Here is a 16519-nt window from a genome sequence, read left to right on the forward strand (position 1 = left end):
CCTCCCGTGACCGGCCTCCCCGCCACCCTCGCCGACTGGGGCCCCGCCACGCTGTCGGCCGTGGTCGTCGGGGTCTACCTCGTCGCCGGCGAGCCGCTGGTCGGGCACGTGCTGCACCGCCGCTTCGAGGGCCGGCTGCGCACCGACCCGGCCGCCCGGCGCTCCTTCTACCGGCGGCTGCTGGTCCTCGAGTGGGGGCTGGCGGCCCTCGCCCTCGTCGTCTGGCTGGCAGCGCCGGACGTCGACGCCGCCGCCGTCGGGCTGGCCTGGCCCACCGGCCCGCCGGGACCGGTCACCGGCGCCGCCGCGCTGCTGGTCCTGGTCCTGGCGCTGGTCTCGGTCCGGGCGCTGCGCAGCGGGGCGCTGACCCGTGCGGGCACGCCGCAGCCGGGCACCTCCCCGCCCGCCCAGGGCCGGCACGCCGAGCCGCCCGTGCACGCCACCCTGGCCCTGCTGCCGCGCAGCCGGTCCGAGCGGCGGCTGTTCACCGTCGTCGGGGTGACCGCGGGGGTGTGCGAGGAGTGGCTCTACCGCGGGTTCTTCCTCGCGGTGGTCGCCGCGGTGGGCGGCGGGCTGCCGCACGCGGTCCTGGTCGCCGTCGCGGCCGTGGCCTTCGGGCTGGCGCACGCCTACCAGGGGGTGGGCGGGGTCGTGCTCACCGGCGTGCTGGGCGGGGTGTTCGCGGCGCTGTACCTGGAGACGGGGTCGCTGCTGCTGCCGGTGCTGCTGCACGCCGCGGTCGACCTGCGGTTCCTGCTCGTGCCGTCGTCGGCGCTGCCCGAGGCGCTGCCCGCGCCGCGCGCCACCGGCGGGGCGCCCGCGTGAGCGCCCCGACGGCCGTCGTCGCCACCGCCGCCGACTGGCCGGAGGTGGTCGCGGTGCGCACCCGGGTCTTCGTCGAGGAGCAGGGCGTGCCGCCGGAGGTCGAGCAGGACGCCGCCGACGCCACCGCCGTCCACGCGGTCAGCCGGGGCCTCCACGGCGACCTGGCCGGCCGGGTGGTGGCCACCGGGCGGCTGCTCGAGCGCGACGGGCGGGGGGTGATCGGCCGCATGGCCGTCGACGCCGCCGCCCGCGGCGCCGGGCACGGCGCCGCGGTGCTGACCGAGCTGCACCGGCAAGCGGCGCTGCGCGGCCTGACCGAGGTGGAGCTGCACGCGCAGGTCACCGCCCGCGGCTTCTACGAGCGGGCCGGCTACACCGCCGTCGGCGAGGAGTACGAGGAGGCCGGCATCCGGCACGTCACCATGCGCCGCCGACTGTGACGGGGTCGTCCCGCCGCGCCGGGACACGTCCTGTCAGACCCTCGGCGTAGAACGTCCCCGGTGCGAGGATCAGGGGACCGGCCCGGGCCTGCGTCGGTGCCCGGCCGGACCAGTCCCGAGCCCGCACCGCGCCGCCCGGTCTTCCCCGCCGGTCGCCCGCCGGAGCACCCGACGGCCGGGCCAGCACGACCCGTGAGGAGCACCGCACCGCCGTGAGCAGCAGCGCCGCCCAGAGCACCGACTCGTTCGCGCACCTGCACGTCCACACCGAGTACTCGATGCTCGACGGGGCGGCCAAGCTGCCCGAGGTGACGAAGGCCGCGGCCGAGCAGGGCATGCCGGCGCTGGCCATGACCGACCACGGCAACGTCTTCGGCGCCTACGACTTCTACAAGCAGGCCAAGGCCGCCGGCGTGAAGCCGATCATCGGCATGGAGGGCTACTACACGCCCGGCTCGCGGTTCGACCGGGCGCCGTTCGACTTCGGCGACAACCTCATCGACGAGGACGGCGAGGGCGGGTCCTCCCGCGGCAAGGCCGCCTACACGCACATGACCCTGCTGGCGCGCACCACCGAGGGGATGCACAACCTCTTCCGCATCTCCTCGCTGGCCAGCCTCGAGGGCCAGTACCGCAAGCCGCGCTTCGACCGCGACCTGCTCGAGCGCTACGGCACGGGCCTCATCGCGACGACGGGCTGCCCGTCCGGCGAGGTCAACATGTGGCTGCGCGCGGGCAAGCTCGACCGCGCCCGGCAGGCGGCCGCCGACTTCCAGGACATCTTCGGCAAGGAGAACTTCTACGCCGAGCTGATGGACCACGGCCTGTCCATCGAGCAGAAGACCCGCCCGCAGCTGCTGGAGATCGCGAAGGACCTGGGCATCCCGCTGCTGGCCACCAACGACCTCCACTACACGCACAAGGAGGACGCCGAGGCCCACGACGCCCTGCTGTGCATCCAGACCGGGGCGCGGCTGAACGAGACCAACCGCTTCAAGTTCAACGGCGACGGCTACTACCTGAAGAGCGCCGCCGAGATGCGCGCGCTGTTCCCCGGCGACCTGGCCTCGGCGTGCGACAACACGCTGCTGGTCGCCGAGCAGTGCGAGGTGACCTTCACCGAGGGCGCCGACCTCATGCCGCGGTTCCCCCTGCCGCCGGGGGAGGACGAGACCTCCTGGTTCGTCAAGGAGGTCGAGCGGGGGCTGCACAAGCGCTACCCGAACGGCATCCCCGACCACGTGCGCAAGCAGGCCGACTACGAGGTCGGGATCATCACCCAGATGGGCTTCCCCGGGTACTTCCTCGTGGTCGCCGACTTCATCAACTGGGCCAAGGACAACGGCATCCGCGTCGGCCCCGGCCGCGGCTCGGCCGCGGGCTCGCTGGCCGCCTACGCCATGGGCATCACCGACCTCGACCCGCTGCAGCACGGGCTGATCTTCGAGCGGTTCCTCAACCCCGAGCGCGTCTCGATGCCCGACGTCGACATCGACTTCGACGACCGCCGCCGCGGGGAGGTCATCCAATACGTCTCGCGGAAGTACGGCGAGGAGCGGGTCAGCCAGATCGTCACCTACGGCACCATCAAGGCCAAGGCGGCGATCAAGGACGCCGCCCGGGTGCTCGACCGCCCCTACTCGGTGGGCGACGAGCTGACCAAGCTCATGCCCCCGGACGTGATGGGCAAGGGCATCCCGCTGTCGGGCGTCTTCGACCCGGCCCACCCGCGCTACAAGGAGGCCGCGGAGTTCCGCGCCCGCTACGAGTCCGACCCCGGCGCGGCCGAGGTCGTCGACCAGGCGCGCAAGCTCGAGGGCCTGAAGCGGCAGTGGGGCGTGCACGCGGCCGGCGTCATCATCGGCCGCTACCCGCTGATCGACTCGATCCCGATCATGCGCCGCGAGAACGACGGCGCGATCATCACGCAGTTCGACTACCCGACCTGCGAGACGCTCGGCCTGCTGAAGATGGACTTCCTGGGCCTGCGCAACCTCACGGTCATCGACGACGCGCTGCGCAACATCGTCGCGAACGGCAAGGAGCCGATCGACCTCGACGAGATCAGCAAGGACCTCACCGACAAGGCCACCTACGACCTGCTGGCCCGCGGTGACACCCTCGGCGTCTTCCAGTTCGACGGCGGGCCGATGCGCTCGCTGCTGCGGCTCATGCGGCCGGACAACTTCGAGGACATCTCCGCGGTCGGCGCGCTCTACCGGCCGGGCCCGATGGGCGCGAACTCGCACACCAACTACGCGCTGCGCAAGAACGGCCAGCAGGAGATCACGCCGATCCACCCCGAGCTGGCCGAGCCGCTCGAGGACATCCTGGGCGGCACGTACGGCCTGATCGTGTACCAGGAGCAGGTCATGGCGATCGCGCAGAAGGTCGCCGGGTACTCGCTCGGCAAGGCCGACCTGCTGCGCCGCGCGATGGGCAAGAAGAAGAAGTCCGTCCTCGACGCCGAGTTCGTCGGCTTCGAGGCCGGCATGAAGGAGCGCGGCTACTCCGACGCCGCGATCAAGACCCTGTGGGACATCCTCGTCCCGTTCGCCGACTACGCGTTCAACAAGGCGCACTCGGCGGCCTACGGCCTGGTCTCCTACTGGACGGCCTACCTCAAGGCCAACTACCCGGCCGAGTACATGGCCGGGCTGCTCACCAGCGTCGGCGACGACAAGGACCGCCGGCCGGTCTACCTGGCCGAGTGCCGCCGGATGGGCATCAAGGTGCTCCCGCCGGACGTCAACGAGTCCTCCTGGGACTTCACCGCGGTCGGCACCGACATCCGCTTCGGCCTGGCGTCGGTGCGCAACGTGGGCACCAACGTCGTCGACTCGATCGTCCGGGCGCGCGAGGAGAAGGGCGCGTTCAAGGACTTCGCCGACTTCATGCGCAAGATCGACACGGTGGCCTGCAACAAGAAGGTCATCGAGTCCCTGGCCAAGGCCGGCGCCTTCGACTCCCTCGGCCACTCGCGCCAGGGCATCGCCGCCATCCACGCCCAGGCCGTCGACGCCGCCATGTCGCTCAAGCGCAAGGAGGCCGAGGGCCAGTTCGACCTGTTCGGCAGCTTCGGCGGCGACGGGGACGACCCGTTCGGCAGCGCGCTGGACATCGCCGTCCCGACGGCGGACTGGTCGAAGTCCGAGCGGCTGGTCTTCGAGCGCGACATGCTCGGCCTCTACGTCTCCGACCACCCGCTGCACGGCGTCGAGCACGTGCTCGCCGCCAACGCGGACACCCCGATCGCGGAGATCAACGCCGGCGGGGTCGAGGACGGCGCGAACGTCACGATCGCCGGCATCCTCACCTCGGTGCAGCCCCGCACCAACAAGCAGGGCGCGCCGTGGGCCATCGCGACGCTGGAGGACCTCGAGTCCGGCATCGAGGTGCTGTTCTTCCCGAAGACCTGGGCGGAGGTCTCGGAGAAGGTCGTCCGCGACCAGATCGTCGTGGTCAAGGGCCGGATCAGCCGCCGCGACGACCAGCCCTCGCTGTTCGGCTCCGAGGTGACCGTCCCCGAGCTCACCGAGGGCCCCCGCGGCCCGGTGCTCGTGTCGATGGCCGCGGCCCGCTGCACCCCGCCGGTGGTCGAACGGCTGCGCGAGGTGCTGGGCAGCCACCCGGGCACCACCGAGGTGCACCTCAAGCTGCTCAACAACGGGCGCGAGACGGTGCTGCGGCTGGACCAGGGGCTGCGGGTGCGGCCGAGCACGGCCCTCATGGGCGACATCAAGGCACTGCTGGGACCGACCAGCGTCGCCCTGCTGTGACCGGCACGCCCGGGAGCGGGCCGTCCGCTCCGCGGGGTTCACTGGGGGTCGTGAGCAGCCCGTCTCCGCTCCCCGACAGCCCGTACGCCCCGCCCGCCTCGGTGGTCGGCGCCGCGGGCACCGCTCCCGGCGCCGGGAACGCCGCCTCCGGCGCCGGGGACGTCGCCCCCGGTGCCGTCCCGGCCGCGGTGCCGCCCGCCCGGCCGGCCGGTGCCGCGCTGCTGGCGGAGCTGCGGCGGGACCTGCGGGGGGCGGCGCTGTGGGCGGCGCTCGTCGCGCTCGCGGGTGTCCCGGCCGGCCTGCTGTGGGTCTGGCTGGCGCCGCGGGCCCGGTTCGAGGTGGTCGAGGGCGGGGCGGTGCCGGTCGGGCGCCCGTCGGCGGAGCTGCTGGTCGCCGACGACTCGGTGCTGGTGCTCGTCCTCGCCGGCCTCGGCCTGCTCGCCGGCGGGATCGCCTGGGGGATGCGCCGCCGGCGGGGCGTGGCCACCGTGGTCGGCACCGCGCTCGGCACCGCGCTGGCCGGGGTCCTCGCCTGGCAGCTGGGGGAGCTGCTCGCGCCCGGGCCGACGCCGGCCCAGCTCAGCGACGTCGGCACCCGGGTGACCACCGGGCTGGAGCTGTCCAGCCCGCCGGCGCTGGCGGTGGCCCCGTTCGCCGCGCTGCTGGTCTACGTGGTCGCGGCGCTGTTCGCCGCCCGCGACGACCTCGGCCGGGGGTGACGTCCTGGGACGGCCCCCGCAGGGTCCCGCCGCGAGCCTCCACCGGCCTTCCTGCAGGGTCCCGCCGCGAGCTCGCGAGCGGTGGGGGGCAGGGAGGTCCTCCACGGGGGTAGGGGGCCCTCCGCCTAGTTGAGGCTGGTCGGGCCGGCGAACTGCTGCAGCGGCGCCGGGACCGCCCCCACCGTCCGGAGCAGGGTCAGCTCCCGGCGCAGCATCCGCGTCTCGGCCACCAGCCGCCGCCGGGTCGCCGACTCGGCCAGGAGCGCCTGCCGGTCCTCGGTGGTCAGCAGCGCCGCCGAGGCCACCAGGTAGGACAGCGCGCGGGCGTCCCCGTCGACGACGTCGAGGAGCGCGTCGGTGCCCTCGAGGTCCTGCGCGTCGCCGGCCACGGCGGTCTCCGCGCCGCCGGTCTGCAGGCTCGCCACGGCGCTCACGTAGCGGGTGAACAGCGAGCCCACCCCGCGCTCCAGCACGTCGAGCGACCCGCGGGCCACCTCGGCCACCAGCCCCTCGTCCGGGCCCCCGCCGGGCGGGGAGGACCCCACCTCCTGGTCACCGGCCGCCTCCTCGGCGGCCTCCTCCTCGGCCAGCCACTCGACCTCGGCGCGCAGGTAGGGCGTGCCGTCCTCGTCCTCGTCGTCCCCGCCGACCAGGACGTCGAGCAGCCGGAACCGGTCGCCACCGACGGTGGTGAGGCGGAACCCGCCGTCGGGCTGCGGTCGCACGGTCTGCAGGTGCGCGGTGCAGCCGACGTCGTAGAGCGCCTGGGCGGGGGCGACCCGCTCGACCTCCCAGCCCTGCCGGATCGCGACCACCCCGAAGAACCGGCCGTCGCCGTCCTCCGGCTGCGCCAGCAGGTCCCGCACCAGCGCCCGGTAGCGGGGCTCGAAGACCTGCAGCGGCAGCACGATCCCGGGGAACAGCGGCGACCCGAGCGGGAACAGCGGGATGAGGTCGCCCACACCGGCGAGCCTACGGGCGCCCCCGGCCCCCGGCGCCGTGACGGCGGGCGGCCGGACCCCGACTACGCTGGGAGGTCGTCCCTCGCCTGGTTCCGGAGGCCTCCCGTGCTCGCCCGCATCGACCTGCGTGGATCCGCGCTGCCGGGGGTCCGTGACCTGGCCGGCCTGCTGCCGCGCGCCGCCACCGACATCGACTCCGTGCTGGCCACCGTCCGGCCGCTGTGCGAGGACGTCCGCGTCCGCGGCGCCCAGGCGGTCCGCGAGATCACCGCCCGCCTCGACGGCGTCGACCTCGAGGACTTCGCCGTCCCGGCCGACGCGATCCAGGGCGCGCTCGACGGGCTGGCCCCCGACGTGCGGGCCGCGCTCGAGGAGGCCATCGCCCGGGTGCGGAGGGTGCACGCCGACCAGGCGCGCACCGACGTCACCACCCAGGTGGTCCGCGGCGGCACGGTCACCGAGCGCTGGGTGCCGGTGCGCCGCGTCGGCCTCTACGTCCCCGGCGGGCTGGCGCCGCTGCTGTCCAGCGTGGTGATGAACGTCGTCCCGGCGCAGATCGCCGGCGTCGCGTCGATCGCCGTCGCCTCCCCGCCGCAGCGCGACCACGGCGGCCTGCCCGACCCGGGCGTGCTGGCCGCGTGCGCGCTGCTCGGCGTGACCGAGGTCTACGCCGTCGGCGGCGCGCAGGCGATCGCGGTGTTCGGCTACGGCGCGGGCTCGTGCGAGCCGGTGGACGTGGTCACCGGCCCCGGCAACGTCTACGTGACCGCCGCCAAGCGGCTGCTGCGCGGGCTGATCGGCATCGACTCCGAGGCCGGCCCCACCGAGGTCGCGATCCTCGCCGACGACACCGCCGACCCGGTGCACGTCGCCGCGGACCTGATCAGCCAGGCCGAGCACGACCCGCTGGCCGGCGCGGTGCTGGTCACCACGAGCGAGGAGCTGGCCGACGCCGTCCTCGACCTCGTCCCCGGCCAGGTCGCGGCCACCAAGCACTCCGACCGCATCCTCACGGCGCTGGACGGCAGCCAGTCGGGGATCGTGCTGGTCGACGACCTCGACGCCGGCCTGGCGGTGGTCGACGCCTACGCCGCCGAGCACCTGGAGATCCAGACCCGCGACGCCCGCGACGTGGCGCTGCGAGTGCGCAACGCCGGCGCGGTGTTCGTCGGCGCCTGGTCGCCGGTGTCGCTGGGCGACTACATCGCCGGCTCCAACCACGTGCTGCCCACCGGCGGCTGCGCCCGGCACTCCAGCGGCCTGTCGGTGCAGTCGTTCCTGCGCGGCATCCACGTCGTCGAGTACGACGAGCAGGCGCTGGCCGAGGTGGCCGGGCACGTCGACGCCCTCGCCCACGCCGAGGACCTGCCCGCGCACGCGGCCGCGGTCCGGGTGCGGCAGAAGCCGTGACGGCCACCCCGAGGACGTCGATCGACGAGCTCCCGCTGCGGCCGGAGCTGCGCGGGCGCACGCCCTACGGCGCCCCGCAGCTGCAGGTCACCCACCGGCTCAACACCAACGAGAACCCGCACCCGCTGCCCGCGGAGCTGCTGGCCACGCTCGGCGAGGCGCTCGGGCACGCGGCGCTGGAGCTCAACCGCTACCCCGACCGGGACGCCGTCGCGCTGCGCACCGACCTCGCCGCCTACCTCAGCCGCGGCGGGGAGCGGGTCGAGCCCGCGCAGGTGTGGGCGGCCAACGGCTCCAACGAGGTCCTGCAGCAGCTGCTGCAGGCCTTCGGCGGCGCCGGGCGGACGGCGCTGGGCTTCACCCCGTCCTACTCGATGCACCCGATCATCTCCGCCGGCACCGGGACGGCGTGGGTCGACGGGCACCGCCGCGAGGACTTCACCATCGACGCCGCGCAGGCCGCCGCCCAGGTGCGCGAGGTCCGGCCCGACGTCGTCTTCGTGACCAGCCCGAACAACCCCACCGGGACGGCGGTCGCGCTGGAGACGGTCGAGCAGCTCCACGACGCCACCGAGGGCATGGTCGTGGTGGACGAGGCGTACGAGGAGTTCGCCCGCACGGGCACGCCGTCGGCGCTGAGCCTGCTGCCCGGCCGCCCGCGGCTGGTGGTCAGCCGCACGATGAGCAAGGCGTTCGGCATGGCCGGCCTGCGGCTGGGCTACCTCGCCGCCGACCCCGCCGTCGTCGACGCGCTGCAGCTGGTGCGGCTGCCCTACCACCTGTCCTCGCTGACCCAGGCCGCCGCGCGGGCCGCGCTGGCGCACACCGACGCGCTGCTGGCCACCGTCGACGCGGTCAAGGCCCAGCGCGACCGGATCGTCGCCACCCTGCCGTCGCTGGGGCTGACCAGCGTGCCCAGCGACGCCAACTTCGTCCTGTTCGGCCGGTTCGCCGACGCGCACGCCGCCTGGCAGGCGCTGCTCGACCGCGACGTCCTCGTCCGCGACGTCGGCATCCCCGGCTGGCTGCGGGTCACCGCCGGCACCCCGGCGGAGACCGACGCCTTCCTCACCGCGCTGGGTGAGGTGGCCCCCGACCACCGCCTGGGAGACTGAGACCCATGAGCCGTACCGCCCGCGTGGAGCGCGCCACCAGCGAGACCAAGCTGGTCGTCGAGCTGGACCTCGACGGCACCGGGAAGAGCTCGATCAGCACCGGCGTCGGCTTCTACGACCACATGCTCACCGCGCTGTCCCGGCACAGCGGCATCGACCTCACCGTGCAGGCCGACGGCGACCTGCACATCGACGCCCACCACACGGTGGAGGACGTCGCCATCGCGCTCGGCCAGGCGTTCGGCGAGGCGCTCGGGGACAAGAAGGGCATCACCCGCTACGGCGACGCCACGATCCCCATGGACGAGGTGCTCGTGCAGGCGGCGGTCGACCTGTCCGGCCGGCCGTACTTCGTGCACGCCGAGCCCGAGACCATGACGCCGATGATCGGGCCGGACTACCCGACGTCGCTGACCAAGCACGTCCTCGAGTCCTTCGCCTTCAACGCGCGGATCACCCTGCACGTGCGGGTGCTCCACGCCGGCCGCGACGCCCACCACATCGTCGAGGGCCAGTTCAAGGCGCTCGCCCGGGCCCTGCGCGCCGCCGTCGCGATCGACCCGCGGGTCGCCGACGTCCCCTCCACCAAGGGCGCGCTGTAACGGATGGAGTTCGGCGTCGTCCTCGTCGTCCTCGGCGGGTTCCTGCTGGGCGGGGCGTGGAGCATGTGGAAGGCGGACCACGACACGAGGGGCCGCACGGGCCCGCAGGTCCTGATCGCGGTCGTCCTGCTGGTGGCGGCGCTGCTGGCCACCGCGTCGGGGATCCTGAGGCTCGTCTGAGCGACCGGGACCGCCTCCCCGGGCCGGTCCTCGCCGACCGGCGGTGGCCGCGGTGCTCGAGCGGGCGCCCCGGGACCGGGCGGGAATCCCGGCGGGGACCGCGGCGCTGCCACGTACCGTGGCAGACGTGAAGAAGGTGGTCGTCCTCGACTACGGGTCCGGCAACCTGCGCTCGGCCGAGCGGGCGCTGGCCCGCGTCGGCGCCGACGTGACCGTGACCGCCGACCGCGACGCCGCCCTCGAGGCCGACGGGCTCGTCGTGCCGGGCGTGGGCGCGTTCGCCCACTGCATGCGGGAGCTGCGCGCCGTCGACGGGCCGCGCACCATCGGCCGGCGGCTGGCCGGCGGCCGGCCGGTGCTGGGCATCTGCGTCGGCATGCAGGTCCTGTTCGAGCGCGGGGTCGAGCACGGCCACGACGCCGAGGGGTGCGGTGAGTGGCCCGGCACGGTCGAGCAGCTGGAGGCGCCCGTCCTGCCGCACATGGGCTGGAACCGGGTCGAGGTGCCCGAGGGCAGCGTGCTGTTCGACGGCCTGGCCGACGAGCGGTTCTACTTCGTGCACTCCTACGGCGTCCGCGAGTTCACCCTGGGCCAGGACGGCCCGCCGTCGCGGCTGGCGCCGCCGAAGGTGACCTGGGCCGAGCACGGCGACCGGTTCGTCGCCGGCGTGGAGAACGCCGCGCTGTCGGCGACGCAGTTCCACCCGGAGAAGAGCGGCGACGCCGGCGCCCAGCTGCTCACCAACTGGCTGGCCACGCTCTGACGCGTCACGTCAGGGGGAAGGGCGGCTGCAGCCACCACGGCGCGTCGACCACCTCCACCCGGCGGACCCACTTCACCCACCAGTAGCCGCGCCGGCCCGGCGCGACCAGCCGCACCGGCGCCCCGTGCCCGGCCGACAGCGGCCGGCCCGCGCAGTGCGTGGCCAGCAGCAGCGCGCCCGCGTCGGCCGGCGGCAGCCGCCGCCGGTAGCCGGTCACGCTCACGACGTCGACGCTGCCGTCCTCCGGCAGCCCGGCGCCGGCCAGCAGCCGGTCCAGCCGCACGCCGCGCCACTCCTGCGTCGCGTACCAGCCGCCGGTGCAGTCGAGGACGGCGGTGACCGTGTCGCCGCGGTCGAGGTCGGCGGCGCGCAGCCGGGTCGTGCGGCCGCCCGCGACCAGCTCGACGGTCCCGCCGGCGTCGTCCGGCACGGCGTCGGTGAACCACTGCGTCACCGGCATGGCCGCGGGGTCGCCGCTGCCGCGCTCGTGCGAGCCGGTGCCGCGCCGGCGCGCGCCCGGTGCCCCGGTGAGCCGCAGGCCGCCCTCGACCGCGCCCCACAGCGCGGCCGCGGCGACGGCCAGGCCGCCGGCCCGCAGCAGCGCGCGGCGGGAGGCGTCGCCGCGCCGCGGCCGCTGCCGGCTGCCCACGGCGTGCACCGCCAGCAGCACCGCGGTGCCGACCGCCGTCGCGACGTGCACCTGCAGCAGCGCCACGCCGCCCACGGCCAGGCCGGGCCCCGCGACGGTGTGCAGGAGGCCGGTCACGACGGTCAGCCCGACGAGGACCGCGAGGCCCCACGCCGCCGTCGGGTCGCGCCGGCCGCGGGTGCGCGCCCGCGACCTGCGGACGACGACGGCCTTCCACGGCACGAGCAGCAGCAGGCCGAGCCCCGCCGCCCCGTGCGCGGCGGCCACCAGCCGCGAGGGCAGCGGCGTCCCGACGCCGAACGCGAGCACCCCGGTGCCGCCGGCCACGAGCAGGAGCACGAGCAGCCCGAGGTTCGTCCGGCGCCCGGCACGAGCGGGGAGCGCACCGCGCAGCATCCCCGGAGTGTCCTCCGCGCGCGCCTAGGGTGACCCGGTCCGGCACCCGGTCGAGGAGGACCCCGCTTGCCCGCGTCGCGCACGCCCGCCCCGGCACCCGAGCGCCGCGGGGGGCTGGCCGGCCCGCTCGTCACCCTGGCGCTGCTGGCCGGGCTGACCGTCTGGAGCGTGCTGGCGCTCCGGCCGCCGGCCCCCGCGCCCGCCGACGCCCCGGCGGCGTCGTTCAGCGCCGGCCGGGCCTTCGCGCACGTGCAGGAGATCGCCGCGCAGGTGCACGTCACCGGCAGCCCGGCGCACGAGCGCGTCGTCGACGGGCTGGTCGCCACGCTCACCGACCTCGGCCTGGACACCCGGGTGCAGAACGCCGTCGGCACCCGGCAGGCCGGCCCGGGGGCGGCGGAGATGGCGCGGGTGCGCAACGTCGTCGCGGTCCTGCCCGGCACCGACAGCACCGGCCGGCTGTTCCTCGTCGCGCACTCGGACTCGGTGGGGACCGGCCCCGGAGCCAGTGACGACGCCGCCGGCGTGGCCGCGATCCTCGAGACGGTGCGCGCGCTCGGCGAGGGCGAGCCGCTGCGCAACGACGTCGTCGTGGTCATCACCGACGCCGAGGAGGCGTGCCTGTGCGGCGCCGAGGCGTTCGCCGACAGCCACCCGCTGGCGAGCGAGGGCGGGGTGGTGCTCAACCTCGAGGCCCGCGGCACCACCGGCCCGCCGATCACGTTCGAGACGTCGCCGGGCAACGCCGGGCTGGCCGCGCGGTACGCCGCCGCGGTGCCGCACCCGGTGGCCAGCAGCTTCGCCGTCGAGGTGTACCGGACGCTGCCCAACGACACCGACTTCAGCGTGCTGCTCGGCGACGGCGACTTCACCGGCCTGAACACCGCCTTCATCGACGGCAACGCGGGCTACCACACCCCGCAGGACACCCCCGAACGGCTGGACCGGCGGACGCTGCAGGCCCTGGGCGACAACACCCTCGCCCTCACCCGGGAGCTCGGCGACGCCGACCTGACCGGCCTCGCCCGCCCCGGCGACGGCGACGCCACCTACTTCCCGCTGCCCACCGGGCTCGCGCGGTACCCGGGCGCGCTGGTGTGGCCGCTGGCGGGGGCGGCGGTGCTCGGCGTCGTCGTCCTGGCGCTGGTGGACCGCCGGCGCGGCTCCTCCGTGCCGCGGACGCTGCTCGGGACGGCGGCGGCGCTGCTGCCGCTCGTGCTGGCGCCGCTGGCGGTGACCGGGCTGTGGCGGCTGCTGGTGCTCATCCGGCCCGGCTACGCCTCGATGACCGACCCGTGGCAGCCGGGCTGGTTCCGGCTGGCGGCGGTCGCGCTCGTCGCGGTGGTGGTGCTCGCCTGGTACGCGCTGCTGCGCCGCCGCCTGGGCGCCGCGGCACTGCGCACCGGGGCGCTGGCCCTGCTCGCCGTCCTCGCGGGAGTCCTCGCGGCGCTGGCGCCCGGCGGGTCGTACCTGGCCGCGCTGCCGGCGCTGGCCGGCGCGCTCACCGGGCTGCTGCCTCGGCGCGCGCAGCCCGCCGGCGCGCTGGTCGCCGGGGCGGTCGCGGTCGTCGTCCTCGCGCCGACCGTGGCGCTGTTCCTCCCGGCGCTCGGCCTGGCCGGCGGGGCCGCGCCGGCGGCGGTCGCGACGGTGCTCGCCCTGGCCCTGCTGCCGGTGGTGGAGGGGCTGTTCCCGGCCGGCCGCGCGCGGCTGCGGACGCCGGCCGTGCCCGGGGTCGCCGTCGTCCTGACCGTGCTGCTCACCGCCGTCGGGCTGGCCGTGGACCGCTTCGACCCGCAGCACCCGGTGCCCAGCCGGCTGGTCTACGCCCTGGAGGCCGACACCGGCGAGGCGTGGTGGGCCAGCACCGAGGACGACCCGGGGGAGTACACGGCGCGCTACGTCGGCACCCCGCGGACGCTGCCGCACGACTACCCGTACCTCGCCGGGGAGGCGGTGGCGGCCGGGCCGGCGGAGGTCGCGGGCCTGCCGACGTCGCGGGTCGAGGTCGTCGACGACCGCTCCTCCGGCGGGCAGCGGACGGTCACCGTGCGGGTCACGCCGCAGCGCGAGGTCCGGCTGGTGGTGCTGGACCTGACCGCCGACGGCGGCACGGTCACCGCCGCCCGCGTGGAGGCGCGCGACGTCCCGGCGCAGGCGCTGGGGGAGGACCGGCTGTGGGTCACCTTCCACGCGCCGCCCGCGCAGGGCGTGGAGGCGACGTTCACCGTGGACGGCGACGGGCCGCTGCGGCTGCGGGTGGTCGACGGCAGCGACGGGCTGGACGACCTGCCCGGCTTCGAGCCCCGCCCACCGGGCGTGGACGCGGCCGGCACGCACAGCTCCGACCTCGTGGTCGTGGGGGCGACGACGGACCTCGGCTGACCCGGCGCCGCACGCCGACCTGTGGCCGTCCCGGCGCGGTCGGGGCAGCCGCAGGTCGGCACCGGGCGCTCAACCGCCGTGGCGGGCCAGCAGCTCCGCGCCGATCGCGGCCAGCTCCGCGCGCACCGCGGCGGGCTCGACCACCTCCACCGCGGCGCCGAACCCGGCCAGCTGCTCGGCGACCGCGCGCACCGTGTGGGCCGCGACCCGCAGCCGCACGCGCCCGTCGCCGTCCGGGCCGCCCTCGACGGCGCAGTGCCGGCCGAACCGGTCGCGCAGCACCGGCACCAGCCGCGCGGGCACCACCACCGTCGCGGCCTCCGGCGACCGGCGCCGCTCCACCTCGCCGACCACCTCGTCCCACGCGCCGGGCAGGTCGAGCCCGGCGGGCCGCTCGAAGCCCTCCCCGGTCACCGCCGGCGCCCCCATGCGGTCGACGCGGAAGGTGCGCCGGCCAGCGGCGGTGCCGGCCACCAGGTACCAGGTGCCGTCCTTGTCCACGAGCCCCCACGGCTCGGCCCGCCGCCGCCCGGGCGCGCCGCCGCGCCCGGCGTAGTCGAACTCCACCACCCGCCGGGCGACGACGGCGTCGAGCAGCAGCGCCACCTCCGGCCGGTCCCGGGCCCGCTCGCCCCAGCCGGACGGGTCGACGACGACCGCCTCCGCGGCGGCCGCGGCCTCGGCGCGGAAGGTCCCCGGCAGCGCCCGCAGCAGCTTGCGCAGCGCGCCCCGGGCGTCCGGCCCGGCCGCGGTGGCGGGGCCGAGCAGCAGGAACAGCGCCCGCGCCTCGGGCCCGGTCAGGCCGGTCAGGTCGGTGCGCGCCCCGCCGACCAGCTGCCACCCGCCGCCCCGCCCGGCCTGCGGGTACACCGGCACGCCCGCGGCCGACAGCGCCTCCAGGTCGCGCCGGGCGGTCGCGACCGACACCTCCAGCTCGGCGGCGGCCTGCGCGGCGGTGACCCGGCCGCGGGCCTGGAGCAGCAGGAGGAGGGCCACCAGCCGGTCGGCGCGCACGCCGCCGAGGATGCCGCGGAAAGTGCTCAGGAGGTGAGCACTTCCCCGCGGAGCATGGGATCCAGCGGGACGCAGCAGGCGGACCGCCCGACGGAGGGACCCTCCCGTGCTCCGAGGACTGGCCACCGTGACCCTGCTCGCCGACGACGTCCCCGCCGCCGTCCGCTGGTACGCCGGCGTGCTCGGCACCGGGCCCTACTTCACCCGGCCGGTCGAGGGGCCGTCGGCCTACGTCGAGTTCCGCATCGGCGACGACGAGGACGAGCTCGGGATCATGGACGCCCGCTACGCCACCTGGGCCGCCGGGCAGCCGGCCGGCGTCGTCGTCCACTGGCACGTCGACGACCTGCCCGCCGCGCTGCGGCGCCTCGAGGACGCCGGCGCCACCGTCGTCTCCCCGCCCACCGTCCGCGGCGAGGGCTGGTCCACCGCGGTGGTCGCCGACCCGTTCGGCAACCTGCTCGGCCTCATCACCAGCCCGCACTGGGCCGCCGCGCACGGCGGCTGACCGGGGTCAGCTGCGCAGGTAGGACGCGCCGTTGACGTCGACGATCGTCCCGGTGCTGAACCGCGCCTCCGGCGACGCCAGCCACAGCACCGCCGAGGCCACCTCCTCCGGGCGCGCGACCCGGCCGAACGGCGACTGCGCGCGGACGGCGTCGCCACCGGGGCCGTCGAGCACCTCGCGCGCCATCTCGGTCTGCACGAAGCCCGGCGCCACCGCGGTGACCGAGATGCCCAGCGGCGCGAGCGCCAGCGCCATCGACTGCGCGAACGCGTTCATCCCGGCCTTCGAGGCGCCGTAGGCCGGGTTCTGCGGCTCGCCGCGGAAGGCGCCGCGGCTGGACACGTTGACCACCGCGCCGCCGCCGGCGGCCCGCAGGTGCGGCACGGCGCGGAAGGTCGCGTGGGCCGCGCCGAGCAGGTTGACCGCGAGCGTCCGCTCCCACACCTCCTGCCAGTGCTCGAACGACGACTCCAGCGGCGGGGAGGCGACGAAGACGCCGGCGTTGTTGACCAGCACGTCCAGCCCGCCCAGCGCTTCGGCGGCGGCGTCGACCATCGCGCCCACGGCCTCGGCGTCGGTCATGTCGGCCTGCACCAGCGCGTGGCCGGACCCGGGCAGCTCGGCGAGCACGGCCTCGGCGCGCTCCTTCGACGTGCCCCAGTGGACGGCCACCCGGTCCCCGCGCCCGGCGAAGGCGCGGGCGATCGCGCGGCCGATGCCGCGGGAGCCACCGGTGACGAGGACGGCGCGCGAGGAGGAGGTCACGGGCGGGCAG

15 protein-coding genes are annotated in these 16519 nt (G+C 76.0%); 11 read left to right on the forward strand and 4 right to left on the reverse strand.

The window, feature by feature from the left end:
• Positions 1-6: 6 nt before the first annotated feature.
• From ACI8AK_RS10280 to ACI8AK_RS10295, 4 genes are all read left to right on the forward strand, one after another.
• Entirely contained in the window at positions 7-825 is an 819-nt protein-coding gene (locus ACI8AK_RS10280; protein ID WP_456956145.1) for a CPBP family intramembrane glutamic endopeptidase, read from the forward strand.
• Entirely contained in the window at positions 822-1265 is a 444-nt protein-coding gene (locus ACI8AK_RS10285) for a GNAT family N-acetyltransferase (RefSeq protein WP_456903886.1), read from the forward strand. The genes ACI8AK_RS10280 and ACI8AK_RS10285 overlap by 4 nt, the downstream gene beginning before the upstream one ends.
• Positions 1266-1477: 212 nt before the next feature.
• Entirely contained in the window at positions 1478-5044 is a 3567-nt protein-coding gene (gene dnaE / locus ACI8AK_RS10290) for a DNA polymerase III subunit alpha (RefSeq protein ID WP_456950677.1), read from the forward strand.
• Positions 5045-5094: 50 nt separating this feature from the next.
• Positions 5095-5763 carry a hypothetical protein gene (locus tag ACI8AK_RS10295; protein ID WP_456956147.1) on the forward strand — a complete coding sequence of 223 codons (669 nt, stop codon included), beginning with the start codon at positions 5095-5097 and terminating at the stop codon, positions 5761-5763.
• A 125-nt stretch (positions 5764-5888) separates the two neighbouring features.
• On the opposite strand, the gene ACI8AK_RS10300 is transcribed toward ACI8AK_RS10295, so the two are convergent.
• Entirely contained in the window at positions 5889-6725 is an 837-nt protein-coding gene (locus tag ACI8AK_RS10300) for an LON peptidase substrate-binding domain-containing protein (protein ID WP_387986590.1), read from the reverse strand.
• Positions 6726-6830: 105 nt separating this feature from the next.
• On the opposite strand from ACI8AK_RS10300, the gene hisD reads away from it, so the two are divergent.
• The 5 genes from hisD (at position 6831) to hisH (ending at position 10795) form a co-directional block, all read left to right on the forward strand.
• Positions 6831-8135 carry a histidinol dehydrogenase gene (hisD, locus tag ACI8AK_RS10305; protein ID WP_387986592.1) on the forward strand — a complete coding sequence of 435 codons (1305 nt, stop codon included), beginning with the start codon at positions 6831-6833 and terminating at the stop codon, positions 8133-8135.
• Entirely contained in the window at positions 8132-9250 is a 1119-nt protein-coding gene (locus ACI8AK_RS10310) for a histidinol-phosphate transaminase (RefSeq protein WP_387986593.1), read from the forward strand. Before hisD ends, ACI8AK_RS10310 begins: the two co-directional genes overlap by 4 nt.
• 5 nt (positions 9251-9255) lie before the next feature.
• On the forward strand, positions 9256-9852 hold the full coding sequence (hisB, locus tag ACI8AK_RS10315; RefSeq protein WP_456956148.1) for an imidazoleglycerol-phosphate dehydratase HisB: 597 nt from the start codon (positions 9256-9258) through the stop codon (positions 9850-9852).
• A 3-nt stretch (positions 9853-9855) separates the two neighbouring features.
• A complete protein-coding gene (locus ACI8AK_RS10320; protein ID WP_387986597.1) occupies positions 9856-10032 on the forward strand; it encodes a hypothetical protein in 177 nt (58 codons plus the stop codon).
• Positions 10033-10159: 127 nt separating this feature from the next.
• Positions 10160-10795 carry an imidazole glycerol phosphate synthase subunit HisH gene (hisH, locus tag ACI8AK_RS10325; protein ID WP_387986598.1) on the forward strand — a complete coding sequence of 212 codons (636 nt, stop codon included), beginning with the start codon at positions 10160-10162 and terminating at the stop codon, positions 10793-10795.
• Positions 10796-10799: 4 nt separating this feature from the next.
• On the opposite strand, the gene ACI8AK_RS10330 is transcribed toward hisH, so the two are convergent.
• Positions 10800-11840: a molybdopterin-dependent oxidoreductase gene (locus tag ACI8AK_RS10330; RefSeq protein ID WP_456956149.1), complete on the reverse strand. Its 1041-nt coding sequence runs from the start codon at positions 11838-11840 to the stop codon at positions 10800-10802.
• A 66-nt stretch (positions 11841-11906) separates the two neighbouring features.
• Here ACI8AK_RS10330 and ACI8AK_RS10335 point away from each other — a divergent pair, with 66 nt between their 5' ends.
• Positions 11907-14222 (forward strand): M20/M25/M40 family metallo-hydrolase, encoded by a 2316-nt coding sequence (locus tag ACI8AK_RS10335; protein ID WP_456956151.1) that lies wholly within the window; start codon positions 11907-11909, stop codon positions 14220-14222.
• A gap of 69 nt (positions 14223-14291) precedes the next feature.
• Here the strand turns inward: ACI8AK_RS10335 and ACI8AK_RS10340 are convergent, their stop codons facing one another.
• Positions 14292-15236, reverse strand: coding sequence for a helix-turn-helix transcriptional regulator (locus tag ACI8AK_RS10340; RefSeq protein ID WP_456956153.1), 945 nt, complete (start codon positions 15234-15236; stop codon positions 14292-14294).
• Between the two features lie 106 nt (positions 15237-15342).
• On the opposite strand from ACI8AK_RS10340, the gene ACI8AK_RS10345 reads away from it, so the two are divergent.
• Positions 15343-15744 (forward strand): VOC family protein, encoded by a 402-nt coding sequence (locus tag ACI8AK_RS10345; RefSeq protein ID WP_456956155.1) that lies wholly within the window; start codon positions 15343-15345, stop codon positions 15742-15744.
• Positions 15745-15750: 6 nt separating this feature from the next.
• Here ACI8AK_RS10345 and ACI8AK_RS10350 read toward each other — a convergent pair whose 3' ends face one another.
• Entirely contained in the window at positions 15751-16509 is a 759-nt protein-coding gene (locus ACI8AK_RS10350) for an SDR family NAD(P)-dependent oxidoreductase (RefSeq protein WP_387986609.1), read from the reverse strand.
• Positions 16510-16519: the final 10 nt, after the last annotated feature.

This window comes from Geodermatophilus sp. SYSU D00867 (assembly GCF_054050315.1).

What these genes read in the sequence shown, in the direction of transcription:
- hisB (WP_456956148.1), top strand. Translation starts at nt 9,256, where the DNA reads ATGAGCCGTACCGCCCGCGTGGAGCGCGCCACCAGCGAGACCAAGCTG.
- ACI8AK_RS10320 (WP_387986597.1), top strand. Translation starts at nt 9,856, where the DNA reads ATGGAGTTCGGCGTCGTCCTCGTCGTCCTCGGCGGGTTCCTGCTGGGC.
- ACI8AK_RS10330 (WP_456956149.1), bottom strand. Translation starts at nt 11,840, where the DNA reads ATGCTGCGCGGTGCGCTCCCCGCTCGTGCCGGGCGCCGGACGAACCTC.